This is a genomic window from Myxococcaceae bacterium JPH2, assembly GCA_016458225.1.
Taxonomy (GTDB): Bacteria; Myxococcota; Myxococcia; order Myxococcales; family Myxococcaceae; genus Citreicoccus.
This window is the reverse complement of record JAEMGR010000005.1, coordinates 899,529-919,523: the sequence shown is the minus strand read 5'-3', so window position 1 is coordinate 919,523 and position 19,995 is coordinate 899,529. Positions and strand designations below refer to the sequence as shown.

At 69.7% G+C, this 19,995-nt stretch carries 11 protein-coding genes; 7 read left to right on the top strand and 4 right to left on the bottom strand.

The annotated features are described in order from the left end of the window. Positions 1-995 precede the first annotated feature (995 nt). The 3 genes from JGU66_12515 to JGU66_12505 all read left to right on the top strand — a co-directional run bounded on the left by JGU66_12515 (position 996) and on the right by JGU66_12505 (position 7,575). Positions 996-2,747 (top strand): chitinase, encoded by a 1,752-nt coding sequence (locus tag JGU66_12515; GenBank protein MBJ6761590.1) that lies wholly within the window; start codon positions 996-998, stop codon positions 2,745-2,747. 92 nt (positions 2,748-2,839) lie between these two features. Next, positions 2,840-4,912 (top strand): hypothetical protein, encoded by a 2,073-nt coding sequence (locus JGU66_12510; protein ID MBJ6761589.1) that lies wholly within the window; start codon positions 2,840-2,842, stop codon positions 4,910-4,912. A gap of 59 nt (positions 4,913-4,971) precedes the next feature. Then, the gene (locus JGU66_12505; GenBank protein ID MBJ6761588.1) at positions 4,972-7,575 is read left to right on the top strand and encodes a hypothetical protein; all 2,604 of its coding nucleotides are present in this window, start codon (positions 4,972-4,974) and stop codon (positions 7,573-7,575) included. Positions 7,576-7,581: 6 nt separating this feature from the next. On the opposite strand, the gene JGU66_12500 is transcribed toward JGU66_12505, so the two are convergent. Then, positions 7,582-8,346, bottom strand: coding sequence for a glucose 1-dehydrogenase (locus tag JGU66_12500; protein ID MBJ6761587.1), 765 nt, complete (start codon positions 8,344-8,346; stop codon positions 7,582-7,584). A gap of 29 nt (positions 8,347-8,375) precedes the next feature. After that, positions 8,376-9,362, bottom strand: coding sequence for a zinc-dependent alcohol dehydrogenase family protein (locus tag JGU66_12495; GenBank protein MBJ6761586.1), 987 nt, complete (start codon positions 9,360-9,362; stop codon positions 8,376-8,378). 162 nt (positions 9,363-9,524) lie between these two features. Here JGU66_12495 and JGU66_12490 point away from each other — a divergent pair, with 162 nt between their 5' ends. After that, the gene (locus JGU66_12490; protein ID MBJ6761585.1) at positions 9,525-10,706 is read left to right on the top strand and encodes a flippase-like domain-containing protein; all 1,182 of its coding nucleotides are present in this window, start codon (positions 9,525-9,527) and stop codon (positions 10,704-10,706) included. Here JGU66_12490 and JGU66_12485 read toward each other — a convergent pair. Next, positions 10,636-12,852, bottom strand: a complete 2,217-nt coding sequence (locus JGU66_12485; GenBank protein ID MBJ6761584.1) for a molybdopterin oxidoreductase family protein — start codon at positions 12,850-12,852, stop codon at positions 10,636-10,638. The genes JGU66_12490 and JGU66_12485 overlap by 71 nt on opposite strands. 527 nt (positions 12,853-13,379) lie before the next feature. On the opposite strand from JGU66_12485, the gene JGU66_12480 reads away from it, so the two are divergent. After that, positions 13,380-13,817 carry a hypothetical protein gene (locus JGU66_12480; protein ID MBJ6761583.1) on the top strand — a complete coding sequence of 146 codons (438 nt, stop codon included), beginning with the start codon at positions 13,380-13,382 and terminating at the stop codon, positions 13,815-13,817. 552 nt (positions 13,818-14,369) lie between these two features. On the opposite strand, the gene JGU66_12475 is transcribed toward JGU66_12480, so the two are convergent. Further along, positions 14,370-16,814 carry an ABC transporter permease gene (locus JGU66_12475; protein ID MBJ6761582.1) on the bottom strand — a complete coding sequence of 815 codons (2,445 nt, stop codon included), beginning with the start codon at positions 16,812-16,814 and terminating at the stop codon, positions 14,370-14,372. A gap of 361 nt (positions 16,815-17,175) precedes the next feature. Between JGU66_12475 and JGU66_12470 the strand changes: the two genes are divergently transcribed. After that, complete coding sequence (locus tag JGU66_12470; GenBank protein ID MBJ6761581.1) at positions 17,176-18,987, top strand: hypothetical protein; 1,812 nt, start codon at positions 17,176-17,178, stop codon at positions 18,985-18,987. Position 18,988: 1 nt separating this feature from the next. Continuing rightward, a complete protein-coding gene (locus tag JGU66_12465; protein MBJ6761580.1) occupies positions 18,989-19,993 on the top strand; it encodes a hypothetical protein in 1,005 nt (334 codons plus the stop codon). Positions 19,994-19,995 lie beyond the last annotated feature (2 nt).

Here is a 19,995-nt window from a genome sequence, read left to right as displayed (position 1 = left end):
CTTTGCCCTGCCGCCCCTCCTGGCGCGGCGTGTGAGGGGTTCGTGACCTGGAGCCTCGCGGGCGTGAGGTCGCGGAGCCTCCTCACAGCGACCTGTCATCTGCGTGTTGGAGTTCCATGAGAAGACAATGGGTGTTCTTCGCGGTCGTGTCCGGTCTCTGCTTCGTCGTCGCGGCTGGACTCATCGCCCCCACGGGCCCCGGTTCTGAATCGGAAGTGGGGGCGGAGGGCTTCGGACCGGAGCAGGCCGACCTGGCGAGCGTGCCCCTGGTCATCTATGCCGACTCGCTGGCGCCAGGGTGGACGGATCGCTCCTGGGCGACGCATGACCTGGGCGCGCTGTCTCCGGTGCAGTCCGGGAGCCGCTCCATCTCGGTGACGTTCGGTCCGCGCGCGGGGCTCTACTTCCGCAGCGCGGGCATCTCCACCGTGGGGCGCAACGTCCTGCAGTTCCAGATTCACGGCGGCGGAACATTCAGTCCTCCGGTGACGCTGAGCGCGTACTCGTCCAAGACCGCGTCGCCCGTGCCGGTGGAGCTGGGCGCGTACTGTGACCAGGGCGTCGTGCCGGCGGACACCTGGACGCGCTGCCGCGTGCCCCTGGCGGTGCTGGGCGCGGACGACGCGCGGCTGGACGGTCTGCTGTGGATGGAGTCCGAGGGCCGCGCGCTGCCCTCCCTGTACGTGGACAGCATCGAGTTGAACTTCGTGGCGCCCGCGCCGCCCGCGCAGGTCGCGGCCGCCGTCTCGGGCACCTCCATCAACGTCACGTGGAGCGCCGTCTCGGGGGCCACGGCCTACGGCGTGTATCGCGCCTCGGGTCCGGCGGGCCCCTTCACGCGCATCGCCACCGTGTCCGCTCCGACGACGTCCTACCGAGACACGTCCGTCTACACCGGCCTCACGTACTGGTACGCCCTCTCCGCCTCGAATGCGTCAGGTGAGGGGACGCGCTCCAAGGTCGTCTCCGCGTCGGTGCCCGCGGGCAACACGACGATGACGTGGATCTACCGCGACAGCATGGTGAGCCCGTGGCGCGATGACACGACGGCGCCGCACTCCCTCACCAACCCGCAGCCCGTCTCCGCGGGCCGCTACTCCATCTCCGTCACGCTGGGGCCATCCCAGGCGCTCGTCTTCTCCCAGCCGGGCCTGGCCACGCTCAACCAGACGGCCCTCGTGTTGCGCGTGAATGGCGGCGCTGCTGGCGGCGGCGCGCTCGTGCGGGTGCGCGCGCGGGTGAACGGTGCCTGGACCGACGGCGTCCTGCTCGGCCCCACGTGCGGGGGAGGTTCCATTCCCGCCAACGCGTGGACGTCCTGCCGCGTTCCCCTGACTTCGCTCGCGCCCGCGAACGCGACCCTCACGGGCATCGAGTTCCAGGAGACGCGCGGCCAGACGCTGCCCACGCTCTACTTCGACGAGGTGGGCGTGGAGGGCAAGCAGGGGGTGTTCGTGGCCGTGTCGCCCGAGACCCTCTCGCTGCAGACGGGCCAGTCAGGCCAGTTCACCGCCACGGTGGCGGGCAGCACCAACACGGCGGTGACGTGGTCCGTGCAGGAGGGCGCGGCGGGCGGCACCGTCACCGCGGCGGGCTTGTACACCGCGCCCGCGACGGCGGGCACCTACCACGTGGTCGCCACCAGCCGAGCGGACTCCAGCAAGAGCGCGTCCGCCACCGTCACCGTCACGCCGTCCTCGCCGGGCGGCAACCTCTGGGTGTCGGGCTATTACACGGGCTGGAACGTGGACCTGTATCCGCCGGAGAAGGTGGACTTCAGCGCGCTCACCCACATCATCGTCGGGCGCGTCACCCCCAAGCCCGACGGCACGCTGAACACGAAGTTCGACAACGACAACGGCCAGCAGATTGCTCGCACGCTGTCCACGCGCGCCCACGCCGCGGGCCGCAAGGCCATCATCATGATTGGTGGCTCGGGCGAGCATGACGGCTGGGTGGGCGCGGCCAAGGCCGCCAACCGCGCCAAGTTCGTCCAGAACCTGCTCAACGCCATGGACACGTTTGGCTATGACGGCCTGGACATCGACTGGGAGCCCATCAACGAGGCGGACAAGCCGGACCTGCTCGCGCTCGTGCAGGCGCTGCGCGCGGCCCGCCCCAACATGTTGCTCACCATCCCCATTGGCTGGGTGAACGCCAACTTCCCGAGCGACGCGGACCCCTGGTTCGTGAACCTCGTTCCGCTCATGGACCAGCTCAATGTCATGTCCTACGAGATGATTGGTGTCTGGGATGGGTGGATCTCCTGGTACACGTCCGCGCTCCAGGGTGACGCCGGCAACCATCCGTCCTCCATCAAATCCAGCCTGGAGGCCTGGGTCGGCGCTGGCATCCCCAAGGCGAAGCTGGGCATGGGCATCCCCTTCTATGGATTGGCCTGGAGACACATCACCGGCCCCTATCAAAACTTCACCAACTGGTCCGACTATGTGGGCGGGGACAACTCCTTCACCTACGAGAAGATTTCCCGCTTTGCCCCCACCGGCACATACCACTGGGACGATGCGGCCAAGGCCAGCTACCTGACCTTCACCACGCCGGTGGAGGACGGCACGGTGCGATGGATTACCTATGACAGTCCCCAGGCCATCGCCGCCAAGGGCGCCTTCGCGCGCGCCCAGGGTTACGGAGGCACCATCATCTGGACGCTCAATCAGGGATGCATCAATCCCACCACCGGCGCCAATCCACTGCTGGACGCGGTGAAGGGGGCATTTCTTCCCTGACGCAGGGTTTCAGGCAATTCGTGTCAAACGAGTGCATCGGCGGAGGGTCATGACAATCCTATGAGTCCCAATTCACCGGCTCAGGAGGCCCTTTGCCCAACTTCATCCGAGACAACACTCCGCTGTCCACGGACCCCGATGCACTTCGCAGCGCGCTGTTGGATGTCCGCACGGTCATTCGCTCGGATATCGACGTCAAGAATTACGGCGCCGTCGGGGACGGCGTCGCGGATGACACGAATGCCATCCAGGCGGCACTGGATGCGGCGCAGAACGCGGGGCCCGCGGCGGAAGAGGCCCATGCGGCGGTGCGCCTCCCCGCGGGGCGCTACCGCATCACCCGCCCCCTGCGCATGCGCCGCAGCTACCTGCGGATGCACGGGGACGGCAAGAGCCTGACCACCCTCATCAACGACGGACTCGGGCCCGCCATCTACATCAGTGATGGCGTCGCGCCGACCATTCCGCTGGTGCCGCCCCTGGCGCTGGGGCCGGGAATGGCGCTGGATATGTTCAGCCGGCGGGAGACGTACTCGCTCAACCTGCGCGAGCTGCCCTCGCTGGACCTGGATGGCTTGTCTCAGTTCTCCGTCCAGTGCTTCTTCCGCCCCAAGAAAATCATCAACGCGCAGATGATCATCTCGTCCTGGGGGTGCCTGGGGCGGGCGCCGCCCACCCACCGCGCCTTCGTGCTGAGCTGTGGTGACTTCGACAACCTCCATCCCGGATGTGTGTCATTCAAGCTCACGGTGGGAGGCCAATACCTGACGGCGCGCACGGCGGACTACGCGCTCCAGGTGGACCGGACGTATCACCTGGAGGCCAGCTATGACGGCGTGATGATGCGCGTCTTCATCGACGGGAAGTTGATGGCGTGCACACCCGCGACGGGGAATATGAACCAGGAGCCGTGGGAGGACGTCATCCTCGGGGGGGCGAGCTACTACTTCCCGCAGGCGCCGCCGCAGACGGAGCAGGCGTATGGCTACCTCGACTCGGTGCACGTGAGCCGGGTGGCGCGCCACACGGCGGCCTTCCCCATCCCCACGCACAAGCACGTCGCGGACGCGGACACGCTGGCCCTGCTCAACTTCGACGGGCAGGCGGATGGGCTGATGCAGGTCCAGGTGGGCCCCTCCACCCGAGGCTACGTGCCGGTGATGAACAGCGCCTATGAGGGCGGGCTGGTGCGGGTGGAGGTGAGCGACCTGCGCATCGCCAAGGGCAATGGCATCTACGCCAGGATGTGTGTCTCCGTGCTGGTGGAGGACGTCATCTTCCTCAGCACGCGCTACGGCATCCGGCTGACCAACAATTGCTATCTGAGCCGCGTGCAGCGGGTGTCCATCTTCGGGGGCGTGGGGACGTTGTTCGGCATCTCCGTGGAGAACTCGGGCGTCACCCGGCTTCAAGACATCGACACCAAGGTCCCCAACTTCCCCATCATCGTGGCCGAGTGCTCGGTCATCCTCGACAACATCTACAACGGCAATGGCATCTACAACCTCTACCTGGTGGGGAGCCTGGGCGGGGCCATGAGCGTGGACATGCGCTTCGTGGTGCTCACCGACGAGGACTTCGGCTTCTCCAATCCTCGGCGGCGCGGGTTGGTGTATGCGCAGGACTTGGTGTCCCTCTCCGCCACCAACTGTACGTTCGAGGCCTTGTCGAGCCCCGACACACCCCTCATCGACATCCGGCCGGGCTCGGGGGCGTATGTCTTTACGGGCAGCACCTTCAATCCCAGCCGCGCGGGGCCGCGCGCGGAGGTGTTCCGCCTGCCCACGGATGGGCTGCCCAATCCCGTCATCCGTCCCATCAAGGTGCTGGCCCCGGGCAACTGGAAGCAGCTCCCGCTCACGTGGTCCCAGACGCCGGGCGCGGTGTCGGTGGAGGATGGCAGCTCGGCCACCAACGTCCGGGGGCTGTCGGCGGGGGACACGGCGTCCAGCAACTTCTCGGGCACCGCGCTGGTGCCGCCAGGGAGCGTGGACGTGGCGGTGGTGTTCCCTCGGCCGGAGCTGGACGCGGCCTATCGCATCATCGCCACGGCGAACGCGGCGGGCGCGCCCTTCGTCACCCAGAAGGCGACCACGGGCTTCACGGTCAACCTCTCGAATGAGGCGGACCAGCCCGTGAGCGTGGACTGGCTGCTCCTGCGCTGACGCCTCGCGCCACGCCGGGGGGGCTCCTCAGTCCTGGCTTCCGGGAGTAGACAGCGGACATGTCCGCTCTGCTCGACCTGGGAGTCCACCGAGGTCAAGACGTCCGCTGCCCGGGCTGCGTGCGCTTCATCGCTCCCGGCGTCTCCTGTCCGCACTGCTTCTGTGGCGCGGTGCCTCCCGAGGATCATGGGGCGGCCCGCGAGCTGCTTCGCGCGGGGGTGGACCGCTTCGCGCTCGCGGACCGTGTGGCGGCGTTGGCCGTGGAGCCTCGCGCGGAGCTGCGACGCCGGTACGCGGCGCAGTGGGCGCGGGTCCGGCGCGTGGTGGAGGTCGCGGAGCGGCTGGAGGCCAGGCTGCTCCAGCGCGGCTTCGCGGCGGCGCTGGAGGATGGTTGGGCGGCGATGTTGCCGCTGGACATGGGTGTGCTCGATGACGTCCTGGGCCCGCCGGGCCCCTGGCCGGACACGCCCGAGCTGCTCTGGCGCAACTTCCCGGACGCGGGCGTGCGCTCGCTGGCGGCGCTCGTGCTGGTGCACCAGGGGCAGCCCTCGCAGGACGTGCTCGCCACGGTGCGCGGCATGTTGGACCAGGATGGCCTCCCGGGCCTGGAGGCGATGCTGGCGCTGACGCGCTGGAAGGTCTGGCCTTGGGCGCGGATGTCCTCCACGGGGTACGAGCGCGTCCGCGTGCTGTCGCTCGCGCTGCTCGAACACGCGACGTTGGGCGCGCGCGCGGCGGTGGCCTGGGTGCGCGCCACCGAGGAGCAGCCCACGGGCGCGGTGCTCCATCGCCTCCGAGAGGGACTGCGAGCCGCGGCGGACGCGGACCTGCGCTTCGAGTGCGCCTTGTGCCTGGAGGACGCGGAGGGGCTGCGCGAGGGGTTGACCTCGAGCGACCCGGAGACGGTGTCCCAGGCGCGGCGGCGGCTGACCGCGCTGGGCTCGCGGTGGCTCTTCGCGGAGGTGGCGCTGACGGGTGACGCGCAGGCCGCCAAGGATGTGTTGGCCGAGCTGCCCAGGCCCACGCCACCGGAGGCGCTCGCGGCGGTGCTGGCGGTGTCGGCGCGCACGCCGGGCGGGCTGGTGGAGCGGCTGCTGCCATTCGCGCAGCGCGAGCCGTTGGTGTTGCTGCCGCCGGACGCCCAGGCGCGCTGGGCGGATTGGGCCCTGTCGGTGCTGCCTGGGCTACCGGGCGAAGCGGCCCTGCGCTTCGTGGACTGGGCGGGCACCGCGCCACAGGAGCATGGCCACGCGCTGCCGGACGTGGAGGCCGTGCGCGCCTTCGTGGAGGGCGCCGCCGAGGCCCTGTCGAACGATGCGCTGGAGGCTCGCGCCAAGGCGATGGATGGCATTGGCTTCCGGCGCTTCCTCCTGCTCGCGGAGCCCGCGCAGGCGCGGCTGCTCAATGTCTGGGCTCGCGATGAGGACTGCGCGGGCCCCTTGCTGATGGCGCTGATGTCCTTGCCCTCGTGGGCGGATCGCGTCGTGGACGGGTGGCAGGAGCGAGTCCCGCGGCTGTGGGTGGCCATCTGGGAGGGGCCGGGACAGGAGGACGTGGTGGCGCCGCTGTATGAGGCGGTGCGCGCATGGAGCGGGAGCACCGGGCGCGAGGCGTTCATCGACACCGTGTGGGCGCGCTTCCGCTCCCATCCGGAGGAGCGCGAGCGATTGCTCGCGGCCTTCTCTCCCTGGCGGGACTCGCTGTGGGAGCGGCAGGTGGCCGAGGAGCCCGATGCGGTGGCTCGCTTCCGGGCGTGGGGGCGGGTGGATCCGATGGGCTTGAATCGACAGGTGTCGTTGCTGGTGGAGGACACTCCGGCCGCGGACCTGCCGCGCCGGCTCGCGGAGGTGTGGCCCGCGGCGGAGGGGGCCATCGCTCGGCGTCCGCGCACGGCCGCGCTGGCGGTGTTCACCGCCGCGTGCGCGTTGGGCAATGCGCTGGGCGCGGAGGAACTGGATGGCGTGCTGTTGCCCGAGGCGCGGCGACTTCGCGCCTGGTTCCCCCGCTTCGCGGAGCGGGTGCTCGCGACGCCCGTGCCTCCGGAAGAGTCTGGCTTTGTCAGTGACTTCGCGGAGGAGACGCGGCCTCGGCTCCAGTGGATGGCCGAGTACGAGGAGCGTCGCCTCGCGGAGGCGTCCCGTCGCGAGGAAGAGGAGTTGATGCGGCGCGTGTCCGAGTCGCGGCTCCGCGACCACGAGCGGCAGGCGGAGGCCCGACGTCAGGAATTGGAGCAACAGTCGCGGGCCGCGCGTCAGCGATTGGTGGGAGAGATGGTGTCCGCGCGCCAGGAGTGGGAGCGGCGGATGGCGGCCATGCGAAGCGGAGAGGAGACCCCGGGCCTTCAGTTCGACCCCCCGACTCCAACACGCGGCCCGGACGCGGGTGACGACGCCGGAATCCTCGCGCGCCTGCGGCCCCAGATAGAGGGCAAGTCGCTGGACGCGGAGGCTCACTTCCCCGGCACGCCCATGCCCACGGTGTGGCACTACGTGCGCGTCCTCAAGGCGCTGGGGATGAACCCGGATGCGCTGCGGGTGCTCCAGGCCGCGGGGCTGGAGCCTCAGGCCTGGGCGCAGCACGCCCAGGCCTGGGGACAGCTCGTCACGCACCGCAAGGACCTGGCCGCGCGCATGGTCGAACTGCTGATGGCGCCCTGGGAGTGACCCCCGCTACTGCGCGGTGGCCCCGCCGTCGATGACCATCTCCGAGCCCGTCACCATCTTCGACTCGTCCGAGGCGAGGTAGACGATGGCGTAGGCCACGTCATCCGGTTCACCCAGCCGGCCCAGGGGAATGCCGCGCACCATGCGCGCGCGCGCCTCCACGGGCTTGCCCGAGGCCTGGGCCAGCGCCTCCACCATCGAGGTCTCCACGAAGCCGGGATGGATGGAATTGACGCGGATGCCGTAGCCCTTCTGCGCGCAGTGCAGCGCCACGGACTTGCTCAACAGCCGCACGCCGCCCTTGGCGGACGAGTACGCCGGCACGCCCGCCATGCCCACCAGTCCGCCCACGGAGGAGATGTTGATGATGGAGCCACCTTCGCCGTGACGCCGCATCGCGCGGATGCCGTGCTTGCACCCGAGGAAGGTGCCGTCCAGGTTGACCGCGTGCACCAGCCGCCACTCGGCCAGGGACAGCGTCTCCACGTCCTTGGGGATGCCCATGCCGGCGTTGTTCACCAGCACGTCCAGCCGGCCAAAGCGCGCCAGGGTCTGCTCAATCGCCTGCTCCCACTGCTCCTCGCGCGTGACGTCCAGGGACACGAAGAGGCCCGAGTCACCCAGTGACTCGGCCACCTGTCGCCCCTCGTCCTCGCGCCGGTCCGTCACCACCACGCGAGCGCCCTCGCGCGCCAGCAGCCGCGCCGCCGCCGCGCCCAGTCCGCCCGCCGCGCCAGTAATCAGGGCGACCTTGCCTTCGACTCGCTTCATGGTGTCTGTCCTTGGGGGCGTGCGCGCGCTCAGGTCGCGGGGTTCGGGGTGAGGATGACCTTGCCGTTGCGGCCTTCCTCCATCGCGCGCTGGAGTGCGTCGTGGATGCGCTCCAGCGGAAAGGTGCCGTCCACCGTCGTCTGCAGCGTGCCCACGGACATCAGCTCTGCGAGCCGGGCGAAGGTGGCGTTCTGCTCCTCGCGCGAGGCGTTCCGCATCCAGCGCACCAGCCAGAAGCCGCGCAGGGAGATGTCCTTGAAGATGGAGGCCGCCGCGGACAGCTTGGGGCCCTTGCCGCTCATGGCGCCGTAGTTCACCACCACGCCGCCCGTGGCCAGCGAGTCGCCCAGCCGTCGCGTGGAGTCTCCACCCACCGCGTCGATGCCCAGGCGCACCTTGGCGCCGCGCGTGGCGTCCTTCACCTGTTGGGGCAGCTCGTCCGTGTCGGTCAGCACCACGTCCGCGCCCTGGGCCTTGAGTTCGGCGGCCAGGGACTCGCGGCGCACCACGTTCACCGTCTTCACGCCCATCACCTGCGCCAGGGTGATGAGGTAGCGCCCCACCGCGGAGTTGGCCGCGTTCTGGATGACCCAGTCTCCGGGCTGGAGCGTCACGAACTGCCGCAGCATGAGGTAGGCGGTGGGCGGGTTGATGGCCATCATGGAGGCCTGGATGAGGTCCAGGCCCGGCGGCACGGGCAACAGCTCCGCCGCCTTCGCGGTGAGGTGCGTGCGCCACGTGCCCGCGCCGGTGGGCAGGAACACCAGGTCGCCGGGGGACACCGCGTCCGAGTCCTCGACTTCGACGACGCGGCCCACGCCCTCGTTGCCGGGCGTGGCGGGCAGCTTGGGCAGCATGCCGTACTCACCGGTGAGGGTGAGCAGGTCCGAGGGATTGATGGGCGTGGCGAGCACCGCGACTCGCGCCTCGCCGGGCTTGAGGGCCTCGCGCGCCTCGTCCACGAGCTGGGCCACGTCCTTGGGGGGCCCGAAGGCCGAGAACCGCACCGCTTTCATGTGTCGCTCCCGCGTTCGTCCTGCCGTCTCGGGCCGCACCCTAGCCACGTTCGTCGCGGCTGCCGAGCCGCGCGCGCCGCGTTCTCCGCGCGACGTTCCCATGCGGACGTGCGGGCCCGTGCGGGGTGCCTGGAGCCCCAGGGCCCTGGTGTTGTCCTCCAGGTGACGCACCCGGCGGACAGGGGTCGTGTGCTCGGGGTCCCCCCTCGCCAGGAGTGGCGGGGCTGCGCACCTTCACCACGACCCCGGGGGCCGGGGGCGCGATGGGCGAGGAGGGCGACGGTGAGAGACGCGCGCCAGGACGCGGCCGTGGTCGGGCCCGGGATAGGCGAGGCGGGGCCGGGGCGAGCGCTGGTCGGTGGCTCCTGGCGACTCCGGCTCGTCGTGGGAGTGAGGATCCTCTTCGCGCTGCTGGGCCTGGGCATGCTGGCCATGCTGGTGCACCGCGCGGGCCCGAGCGAGCTGGGGCTCGCGCTGAAGGAAGCCGCGCCGTGGCTGCCGTGGGTGGCGCTCATCGAGGTGGGACGGCAGGCGCTGGATGCCTCGGCCACCTGGTTGGCGCATGGACCGCGGGCGCGCCTCATCCCGGTGTCGGTGCTGGCGCGCGCGCAGCTCATTGGGACCGCCGTGTCCAGCATGGCGCCCGCGGGCCGAGCCGCGGCGGAGGCCACCAAGGCCGCGCTCGTCACGCCCTACACGGGGGGCGCGGCGGCTTCATCCGCGGCGGCCACCGCGCAGGCGGCGTCGCTGGGGGCGGGTGGGCTCATCTCCTTTCCGTGCGCGTATGCCTCCTTCCTCATGACGGGGGTGTCTGCCTTCACCATCGCCATGCTCATCCATGGCACGGTGTTGCTGCTCACCTCGTTGGGCGTGCGCGCCTGCATGCGTGCGAGGAGGCTGGGCGCGTGGCTGCTGCGGCGGCGTCAGCGTTGGGCCTCGCAGACGGAGGTGTTCCAGGACTCAGCGTGCTCGGGCCCGCTCTTGCCCTGGCGTCCCATGCTGGCCTTCATGTGCAGCCGCTCGCTCCAGGTGATGCAGTACGCGGTCCTGGCGCACGCGGTGGGCATCGACGCGAGCGCGGTGCAGGCCTTCTTCGCGCAGGGCCTCTACCTGGTGGCGTTGGCGCTGGGGTCGCTCGTGCCGGGGCAGGTGGGCGTCACGGATGGCGCGTTCTCGCTGGCGGCGGGCGCGCTGGGCACCACCACCGCGCGCGCCATGTCCATCGCGCTGCTGGCGCACACGGTGCAGGCCGGCTTCGTCCTGGCCGGTGCGCTCACGCCGCTGGTGTGGAGGCCCCGACGCCCGTCACCGCCGCGCTCGTCACCCGCACCGGCGTGCCGCTGAAGGCCGCGTTGCCGCTGACCGCGTCCAGGGCGAGGTCATCGGTGAGGTCGTTGATGCTGGCGCCCGCGTGCTGGGCGGCGACAGTGAGGCGGATGCCCGGTCGTTGATGCCCATAGCCGTGGGGCAGGCTCACCACGCCCGGCATCACGTCGTCCGTCACCTCCACCGGCACCGTGACGCGGCCCACGCGCGAGGTGACGAGGGCCTCCGCGCCCTCGACGAGCCCCAGCCGCGAGGCGTCCTCGGGGTGCACCATCAGCGTGCAGCGAGGCTTGCCCTTCACCAGGCCCGGCGTGTTGTGAAGCCAGGAGTTGTTGTCGCGCAGGTGACGCCGGCCAATGAGCAACAGCTCTCCGTTGTGCGGCGAGGACACGCGCGCCTCGGGGAAGGTCTCGCGCAGCCGCCGCAGGTCCGCGACCAGGGGCTCGGGCGCGAGCCGGATGCGACGGTCCTTGTGCTGCAGTCGCTGCGGGAGGCTGGGCTTGAGCGGGCCCAGGTCCACGCCGTGAGGCTGCTCACGAAGCTTGGCCAGCGTGAGACCTTGGCGGAACGGACGGAAGCGCGCGCCATACGGTCCCATGCGCAGGCCCACGTCGAGCAGGCGCTCGGGTCCCATGCGCTTGATGGCGTGGTACGCAATCATGTCCTTCAGCCGAGTCCCGTGGCGCAGCGTGTCCAGGCGGCGCTTCAGCTCCAGGTGGATGCGCCAGTCCTCGAGCGCATCCGGGCCGGGCGGGAAGAGGGGCGGCGCATAGCGCGCGGTGTTGCGCACGGCGAGCATGTGGAAGGCGAGGTCGTAATGGCCGCGCTCCAGCGGTGACACGGGCGGGAGGATGTAGTGCGCGTGGCGCGTCGTCTCGTTGAGGTACGGGTCGATGCTCACCATGAAGTCGAGCCGCTCCAGCGCGCGTTCGAGCTGTGCGCCATTGGGCGTGGACAGCGCGGGGTTGCCCGCCACGGTGACGAGCGCGCGGATGCGCCCGGGGCCCTCGGTGAGGATCTCCTCGGAGAGCACGGCCACGGGCAGCTCGCCGGCGAACTCAGGCAGGCCGCGCACCCGGCTCTTCCATCGCCCCAGGCTGCCGCGCCCCAGGCCGAGCGCGCGCGGACCGCCCACCAGGTCAAAGGCAGGCCGAGTGAAGAGCGCGCCGCCCTCGCGATCCAGGTTGCCCGTCACGATATTGAGGACGGTGATGAGCCATTGGCAGAGGGCGCCGAAGGGCTGGGTGGACAGGCCCATGCGGCCGTAGCAGACGGCCCCGTCCGCGGCGAGGAAGTCACGAGCCAGCGCGCGCAAGGTGTCCGCGTCCACGCCGGTATGCGGAGCGACGCGCTCGGGCGTGAAGTCGCGGACCTGTTCGCGCACCACGTCCAACCCGTCCACGAACTCCGCGAGCCGGCCCAGTCGCGGCGGGTTCTCCACGAGGGCCACATGAAGCAGGGCGAGGAGGGCGAGCGCATCGGTGCCTGGGCGGATGAAGACATGTTGGTCCGCGATGCGAGCGGTCTCCGTGCGGCGCGGATCCACGACGACGACGCGACCGCCACGCTGCTGGATGGCGCGCAGGCGAGCGCGGACATCGGGCGCGGTCATCATGCTGCCATTCGAGGCCAACGGATTGGCGCCAAGGATGAGCATGTACCGGGTGTGGTCGATGTCTGGGATGGGCACGAGGAGCTGGTGCCCGAACATGAGGTAGGCCGAGAGCTGGTGCGGGAGCTGATCGACGGACGTGGCGGAGAAGCGGTTGTGCGTATGGAGGGAGCGCACCATCTCGGGCGCGAACATCATGGCGCCGAGGTTGTGGACGTTGGGATTGCCCAGGTAGACGCCGACCGTGTCGTTGCCGTGCTCTTGTTGCAGGGCATGGAGCCGGTGGGCCACATCGTCGAGCGCCTCATCCCAGCCAACGGGCTCCCAGCCCGAGGCGGTGCGGCGCATGGGGTGGCGAAGGCGGTCGGGGTCCTCGTGCAGGTCCCGGAGCGCGAGGGCCTTGGGGCAGATGTGGCCTCGGCTGAAGGGGTCCTCGTCATCGCCACGGATGGAGTGGACGCGGCCGTCGCGAACCTCGATGCGAATGCCACACATGGCCTCGCAGAGGTTGCAGGCACGGAAGTGGACCTGAGGCTCGGAGGAAGAGGGCATGGCGCCACTCTATGCCGACCCCGCCGACATGCGCTGCCGAGAGAGGCCTCAGGGTCGACCCTTCGGGGCAGCGTCTACATTGTCTGCCATCTCCTTGACGCACACCCTGAGCGGAAGTGTTCCTTGCGCGGCATTCGTTACGTGGGGCCAGACTCGGCGAGGCGACGTCGCGGCGTGGGGGACGCGAGCGAGGCCCGCCTTGATGCTCACCGAAGAGGACAATGCGCCGAGCGCCCGCCAATCTCCCGGAAGCGCTCATAGCCTCGCAAGAGCACTTCCAGAGCGGTTGGACGGAAACCTATCGGCGGCCTTGTTGCCTGGGACGTCCGCGGCCGCGTGCCGCACAAGGATGGGGTCGCACGTCGGTCGGCACGGTCTGATTTTTGGCAGTGGGGAAGCAAAGACTCCCCCTCCCTTCGGCAAGCATTCCAGCGCCCGCTCTTTTCATGCTCACAAATGAGATTACCATGCTAAATGCTAAATACCGGTCAGTTCGACGGCTTCACATCTCGAATGGGGTTCACAGCATGAAGCCAATAGCCACCATCATTGCGGCTCTCTCCCTCTTCGCCACCGCCTGCGGCGGCCCCGCTGTCGAGAGCAACAATCAAGACAGCATCGACACCGCGAGTTCTGCCATTCTCTCTTCTGGGGATCCGCTTGTCGGAAACTGGTACATCGTTGCCGACCCGAGTTGGAAGATTGCAATGAACACCAGTGGCGACGCGGTCAAGACGTCCGTCCCGTCGGGACACCCATGCTGGACCGTCGGCTCGCCCGTATTCGACAACCTTACCCTGATCAGCACGGGATATTACGAGGGGCGGCGCTACGATAAATGCATGGGAAGCGGAACCTGGTATCGAGTGGCCGTATCCCTGACGGACCTTGGTGGCGGAGTGGTCCAGTTCACCGAAACGCCGCTGGAGATTTCCACCTACGTGTTGACGTGGCAGAAATACTGAGCATTCCCTCTCGGCGGAGGATCTCGCCTCCATCCAGTACCGACGAACGAGTAGGCAATGACGCTCCGCTCTGCCGAGATGATTCCGGGCAGCGTGACCATTCATTGGAGTCGAGCGTCGAGGTCCGTTCCCAGAACCACCCGCTTCTGGTCTGGGCCATGGCTCTCTCCCAGTTCTCAGGGTGAATCCGGTTGTGATTGCTGCGCCAGTGAGGCTCCGTCTTGGTGAGCCGGTTCACCCTGCTTCGGTTCTGGTCGGCCATCACCGCCTTCCGCGGCCGGTGGCCTCTTCTCGGTGGAAAGACGCCTTGGAGTTGCTGCACTCCAGGGCGTACAGTTCATTCCGCCAGACGCCAGCATGAGAGAGCAGGTGCTGCGTTACTGACCCCTCTGCTTCTGTCAGAGACTCGCGTGTGTGGACCGCGAGCGCTCCGTGGTTGGGCGAGTGATGGCATTGGAGCTACCACCCGAAGGGCTTCGCTTCATGCCTGTGGCGCAGTGGAACGACTCTTCGGCTTTCCGCGCGTCAAGGGCCCCGGCGGCACTCCCGACCTCAGCGCAGCGCTTCAGCCGGTTCCACGCGCGAGGCACGCCGCGCGGGCAGGTAGCTGGCCAGCACGGCCATGAGCACCAGCAGCACCGCGCCGCCCGCGAGCACCAGCGGGTCGCTCGCGTCCACGCCGAACAGGAGCCGCTGGAGCACCCGGCCCAGCGCCAACGCGCCGACCAACCCGAGCCCCACGCCCATCAGCGCCATGCCCGCGCCCTCGCGCACCACCATCGAGAGCACGTCGACTCGCCGCGCGCCCAGGGCCAGGCGGATGCTGATTTCGCGCGTCCGCTGCGCGATGGAGTACGCGATGACGCCATACACGCCCACCAGCGCCAGCAGCAGCGCCACCGAGGCGAACGCGCCCACCACCAACGTGGGGTAGCGGCGCAGGAACACCGAGGAGGAGGTCTCCACGCGCTCGTCCAGCGTGCGCACGTCCACCAGCACCAGCTCCGGGTTCTCCGCCTTCACCGTGGCGAGCACCGCGGCCGCCATGCCCGTCGCGCCCCGTCGCATGCGCACCGCGAGGAACGCGTTGTCCGGATCATCCTGCGCGATGGGCACGTACATGGCCGGCGAGGCCACGGCGTCCAGGCTCTCCATGTTCTCATTGGCCACCACGCCCACGATTTCGCGCGGGAGCTGGGTCGGCGAATAGGTCAGGCGCAGGCTCTGGCCCACCGGGTCCTGGCCCGGGAACAGCCGCGCCGCCAGCGCCTGATTGATGATGACCACCTTGGGCGCGTCCGTCCCATCCGTCTGCGCGAAGAAGCGCCCGCGCACCAGGGGCACCTTGAGCGTCTGGAAGTAGCCCGTCGACACCGTGCGGAAGAACGCCTCGTTGTCCTGTCCGGGCGCCGCGGGCGGCCGGCCGAGGATGACGTAGCGCGCGGTGTTGCCCCCGTTGCTGAGCGGCAGCCGAGACACGAAGGCGGCGCCCTGCACGTCCGGCCGCGCCTGGAGTTGATCCACCAGCCGCGCCATGAGGTCGCTCGCCTCGCCCGGGCCCTGGTACTTTCCCTGGGGCATGATCAGGTAGCCCGTGAGCAGGTCCTGGCGCTCGAAGCCGGGGTCCACCGCCATCATCCGCGTCATGCTCTTGAGCAACAGGCCCGCGCCCACGAGCAGCATGAGCGCCAGCGCGACCTCGCCCACCACGAGCGCTCGCCGCAGCTTGCTCCGTGCGCTGCCGCTCGCGTTCGGCGCCGCGGCCTGGAGCGCGCCCCGCACGTCCGCGCGAGAGCCCGTGAGCGCCGGCACCAATCCGAACAACACGCCCGTCAGGATGGAGACGCCGGCCGTGAAGCCCAGGACCCGACCATCCAATGAAAGCTCGCGCAGATAGGGCATGACCGCCAGCTGCTGCTCCGGGATGGCGGACAGCAGGACCTCGAGTCCCCACTGCGCGCACAGCAATCCCAGACACCCGCCAAAGACGGCGAGCAGGAGGCTCTCGGTGAGGAGCTGCTGCACCAGCCGCCCCCGACCCGCGCCGAGCGCCTGTCGGATGGCCATCTCGCGCTGCCGCGACGCCGCGCGCGCGAGCATCAGGTTGGCCACGTTGCCGCACGCGATGAGCAGCACCAGCCCCACCGCGCCCAGCATGAGCAACAACAGCGGACGCACGGAGCCCACGACTTCGTCGCGCAGCGGCGTCAGCTCGATGGACAGGTGCGTGTTGGCGGCGGGGTACTCGGTGGCGAGCCGCGACGCCAGCTCGCGCAGCTTCGTCTGCGCCAGCTCCTGGCTCACGCCCGGCGCCAGCCGGCCAATCACCTTCACCCAGCGCAGGCTTCGCCGCGTCTTCATGTCCTCGGGGAGCAGGTTCCGCTGGGGAACCCACGCCTCCACGGGACTCGCGAGCGCGAACTGGTACTCGGGGCTCACGACGCCCACGATGCTGTAGACGGCGCCGCGCAGGGAGAACGTCTTGCCGACCACGTCCGTCTTCCCACCGAAGCGCCGCTGCCACATGCCGTGGCTGATGACCGCCACGCGCTCGGCGCCGTCTTGGTCGTCCTCCGCGTTGAGGAGCCGGCCCAGCGTGGGGCGGGTCCCCAGGGTCTTGAAGAAGTCCCCCGACACCATCGCGAAGGGGAGCATCTCCGCCGCCCCGCTGCCCATCGCCACGAGCTGCTGGTTGCCGAGGTAGGCGCCGAACGACGAGAACAGCTCCGTCTGCGACTGGTAGTCGAGGAAGTTGGGATAGGACGCCTGGGAGCGCCCGAACTCACCACTCAGCGGGCGGATCTCCCAGAGGTCGACGAGTCGGTCGGGCTCCGGGTAGGGGAGCGGCCGCAGCAGCGTGGCATCGACCACCGTGAAGATGGCGGTGTTCACGCCAATCCCCAGGGCCAGGGTCACCACCGCGACCACCGTGAAGACACGGTTCTTGAGCAGGGCGCGCAGCGCGAAGCGTAGGTCCTGGACCAGCGTGCTCATCATGGCGCGGAATCCCCTTCGGAGAGATGGCTCGGAAGAGCAACGCCCATGCCATGGGCCACCTCCTCGGGGAAGGCGGCGCGGCGCACGCTCACGCTGACCGAGCCTGGGATGAGTCGTCCCAAGAGCGGTCGCGACCCCCCGCGATTTTCGAAGCTGGGGGGCGCAGGCCCCAGGTTGGTGGGGGCAGTCCCCGTGCGCCCCCAGGCTCCCCATTCGCCGCCGCGCGCGTCTCCCGAGTGAGCGCGACCTGCTGGCGGGCGCGAATCCGCGTGGCACACGCATTGCCTAGCGGCGCTCGATGATTTCGCGCCTTCCAATTCTTTCAAGTACGTGGTCGGAGCCTCCTCCGCGCTGGCGAAGGGTGCCGCGTGGGCTGCGCGCGCTGTGCTGCGTGCTCCCGGTCGTCGTCTGGCTGGGATGCACGGGCACGGTGGGCGGGAAGCCTGGGGATCCGCAGGACCCAGCGGACTCGGGTTGTGTCGAGCCCCCACCCTCGGAGGGCGTGGACGGCGGGGAGCGGCCGGACACGCTGGCGCCCAGCCGGGTGCTGCGTCGCGCGGCGCTGGCGCTGCGGGGCACGCCTCCGACAGATGCGGAGTACGCCGCGCTGGAGGCCGCGGGAGACGCCACCGCGCAGCAGGCCTACGTGGACACGTTCGTGGACCAGACGCTGCACGACCCGGCCTTCTATCGGACGATGTTCGAGCAGGCCCGGGACTGGTTCAACATCCCGCTGGTCCCCAGTACCGCGGACGCGCCCGAGTATGGCGTGCAGCAGCAGCGCGCGCTGATGCCCTGTCCCGCGGGCTCCGCGAAGGTGGGCGCGTGGCGCTACTACCGAGGCGACACGACGGCGTGTGACGGCGTGAAGGCGGACGGCACGCCCGTGGCGGAAATCAGCATCGAGCCGTGGTGGGCGCCCGGCACCACCGCGCGCCTGGTGGGAACCGCGGCCAACGTCGCGGACACGGGCGTGGGCAGTGAGAACGGCAACCCGGTCACGGTCGATTGCCTCAAGGCCGGGCCCGTGGGCACCTGCGGCTGCGGCCCCAATGGCATTCGCTGCCACGCCGACTACCAGCAGTACACGGGCTGGGAGGACTACCTGCACTACGCCGAGCAGGGGCAGCGGCGGCTCGTGTCCGAGGAGCCCGCGCGCCTGTACGCGCACCTCGTGTGGCACGACCGCCCGATGACGGACCTCATCCTGGGCAGCTACTCGGTGGGGCCCACCAACCTCCAGGCCGCGTATGTGATGCAGGGCCTCGCGGGCGGAATGACGGACCTGCGCAATGACGACAGCTGGTGGCGTCCCGCCCGCTTCGCGTCGGAGCCAGCGGACCCGCTGCACACGCAGGGCGACCCGAAGGCGTGGCGAGAGTTCCAGGTGCCCTCGCGCAATCCCTTCCTCCTGGCGGACCGCGACTACCGCTACGACCCGCGCTCCGTGACCGCTCCGATGCGCGGGATTCCCGCCGCGGGCATGCTCACCACCGCCGGCTTCTTGTCGGGCTATCCCCGAGAGCGCGTGCGCGGCGCCCGAGCGTTGGAGACGCTCGCGTGCGAAGTGCTCGCGCCGCCCATGGGGCAGAAGTTCAACGAGTACCGCCGTGACCCGGGCTCGGAGGGGCCGTGTCAGCACTGCCACCGCCGGTTGGACCCGGCGGCGATCCACTTCAAGCGCTACGCGAAGCAGGGCTCGGCCACCGAGGGCTTTGGCGCCGAGTACCTGATGCCTGGCATTGGCACCAAGTGGCACTGGCCCACGCGCTGGCGGCAGGGCAGCTATCCGTATGGGGGGGACCCCTTCAGTCACTGGAACCGCTGGTACGTGGCCGACACGAAGCTCACGCCCATCACGCCCGCGCAGGAGCAGGCGAACCCGGAGGCGGTGTTCATCGACTTCCTCCCGCCGGACCAGACGTTGTTGGGACAGGTGAGCGACGGGACGGTGGGGCCGCTCGGCTTCGCCAAGCTCATCGTCGCGGCCGGTGCGTTCGACAAGTGCGTCGTGCGGCACCTGCACGCGCAGGTGCTGGGACGGGACATCGATCCGGCCACCGAGGCGGGCTACCTGGACGCGCAGGTGTCCCGCTTCATCGCCGGCGGCCGGAAGGTCAGGCCCTACATCAAATCCCTCACGCAGTCGGATCTGTTCCGGCGGGGGCGCTGACATGAACCGCATCGCACCTCTCGTCGTGCTGTCCTTCCTCGCGCTCGCCTGTGGTCGCGAGGGCGCTCCGTCCGAGCTGTCCTCCCGCTCGCAGCCCGTCTGCGGCACGCCCGTGGTCCCTGAAACCGTCCGCATCATGGAGGGGCTCAAGCCCACCTGTGAGGGCTGTCACGCGCAGGGCGCGCGCGGCTACTTCGCCTCGGCGGATGCGTTCCAGAGCCTCCTGGTGTCCGACCCGCGCCTGGTGAAGGCGGGCAACCCCGACGACAGTGAACTCGTGCGCCTGTTGGAGGGCCGGGGCTCCGGCGCCTTCAAGCAGATGCCCATTGGTGAGAAGTCCTATTCGCAGCTCGTCGCGGAGGGGACGGCCAAGCTTCAAGTGGCGGACGTGCGCGCGTGGATTCAAGGACTGGGCGCGCAGCAGCGGGACGCGCGGCCCAACGCGGACGCGCCGCGCATCGTTCGGATGACGGGCACGCAGACGCAGCGCGCGCTGTACCAGCAGCTCGGCCTGTCGGACGCGGACTTCTTCACCGAGGCGCGCGAGTACGGCATTCCCATGGCGGAGTCGCGTGGGGATGACCTGTATCCGTTGCAGTCCCCGGACGCGCTGCTCGCGCCTCGGCAGCAGCCGACCGCCGAGCGCTATCACGGCCTGGGCGGTGGCTCGGTGATGACGCAGACGTCGGCGGACCGGACGGCCTCGCCCACCTTCGCGCTCACGCTGACCCAGGTGTCCCAGCGGTGGTGTCGTCTGGCGCTGGCCAAGAGCGGCAACGTGGCGCTGTTCCCCGCGGGCACGCAGCGCACCGCGAACCCCGCGGACGTGAAGGCCACGCTGCGCCGCTGGTCCCTGCACTTCCTGGGGGAGCGCCTCACCGACGCGCAGGTGGACACGCTCTACACGCGCGTGTTCGTGCCGCTCGCCACGCCGACCGATACCGAGCCCGCCTACGTGGGCGTGTGCTCGTACTTCATTCGCCACCCCCACTGGATCTTCTACTGAAG

What these genes read in the sequence shown, in the direction of transcription:
- JGU66_12515 (MBJ6761590.1), top strand. Translation starts at nt 996, where the DNA reads ATGACGTGGATCTACCGCGACAGCATGGTGAGCCCGTGGCGCGATGAC.
- JGU66_12505 (MBJ6761588.1), top strand. Translation starts at nt 4,972, where the DNA reads ATGTCCGCTCTGCTCGACCTGGGAGTCCACCGAGGTCAAGACGTCCGC.
- JGU66_12500 (MBJ6761587.1), bottom strand. Translation starts at nt 8,346, where the DNA reads ATGAAGCGAGTCGAAGGCAAGGTCGCCCTGATTACTGGCGCGGCGGGC.
- JGU66_12495 (MBJ6761586.1), bottom strand. Translation starts at nt 9,362, where the DNA reads ATGAAAGCGGTGCGGTTCTCGGCCTTCGGGCCCCCCAAGGACGTGGCC.
- JGU66_12485 (MBJ6761584.1), bottom strand. Translation starts at nt 12,852, where the DNA reads ATGCCCTCTTCCTCCGAGCCTCAGGTCCACTTCCGTGCCTGCAACCTC.
- JGU66_12480 (MBJ6761583.1), top strand. Translation starts at nt 13,380, where the DNA reads ATGAAGCCAATAGCCACCATCATTGCGGCTCTCTCCCTCTTCGCCACC.
- JGU66_12475 (MBJ6761582.1), bottom strand. Translation starts at nt 16,814, where the DNA reads ATGATGAGCACGCTGGTCCAGGACCTACGCTTCGCGCTGCGCGCCCTG.
- JGU66_12465 (MBJ6761580.1), top strand. Translation starts at nt 18,989, where the DNA reads ATGAACCGCATCGCACCTCTCGTCGTGCTGTCCTTCCTCGCGCTCGCC.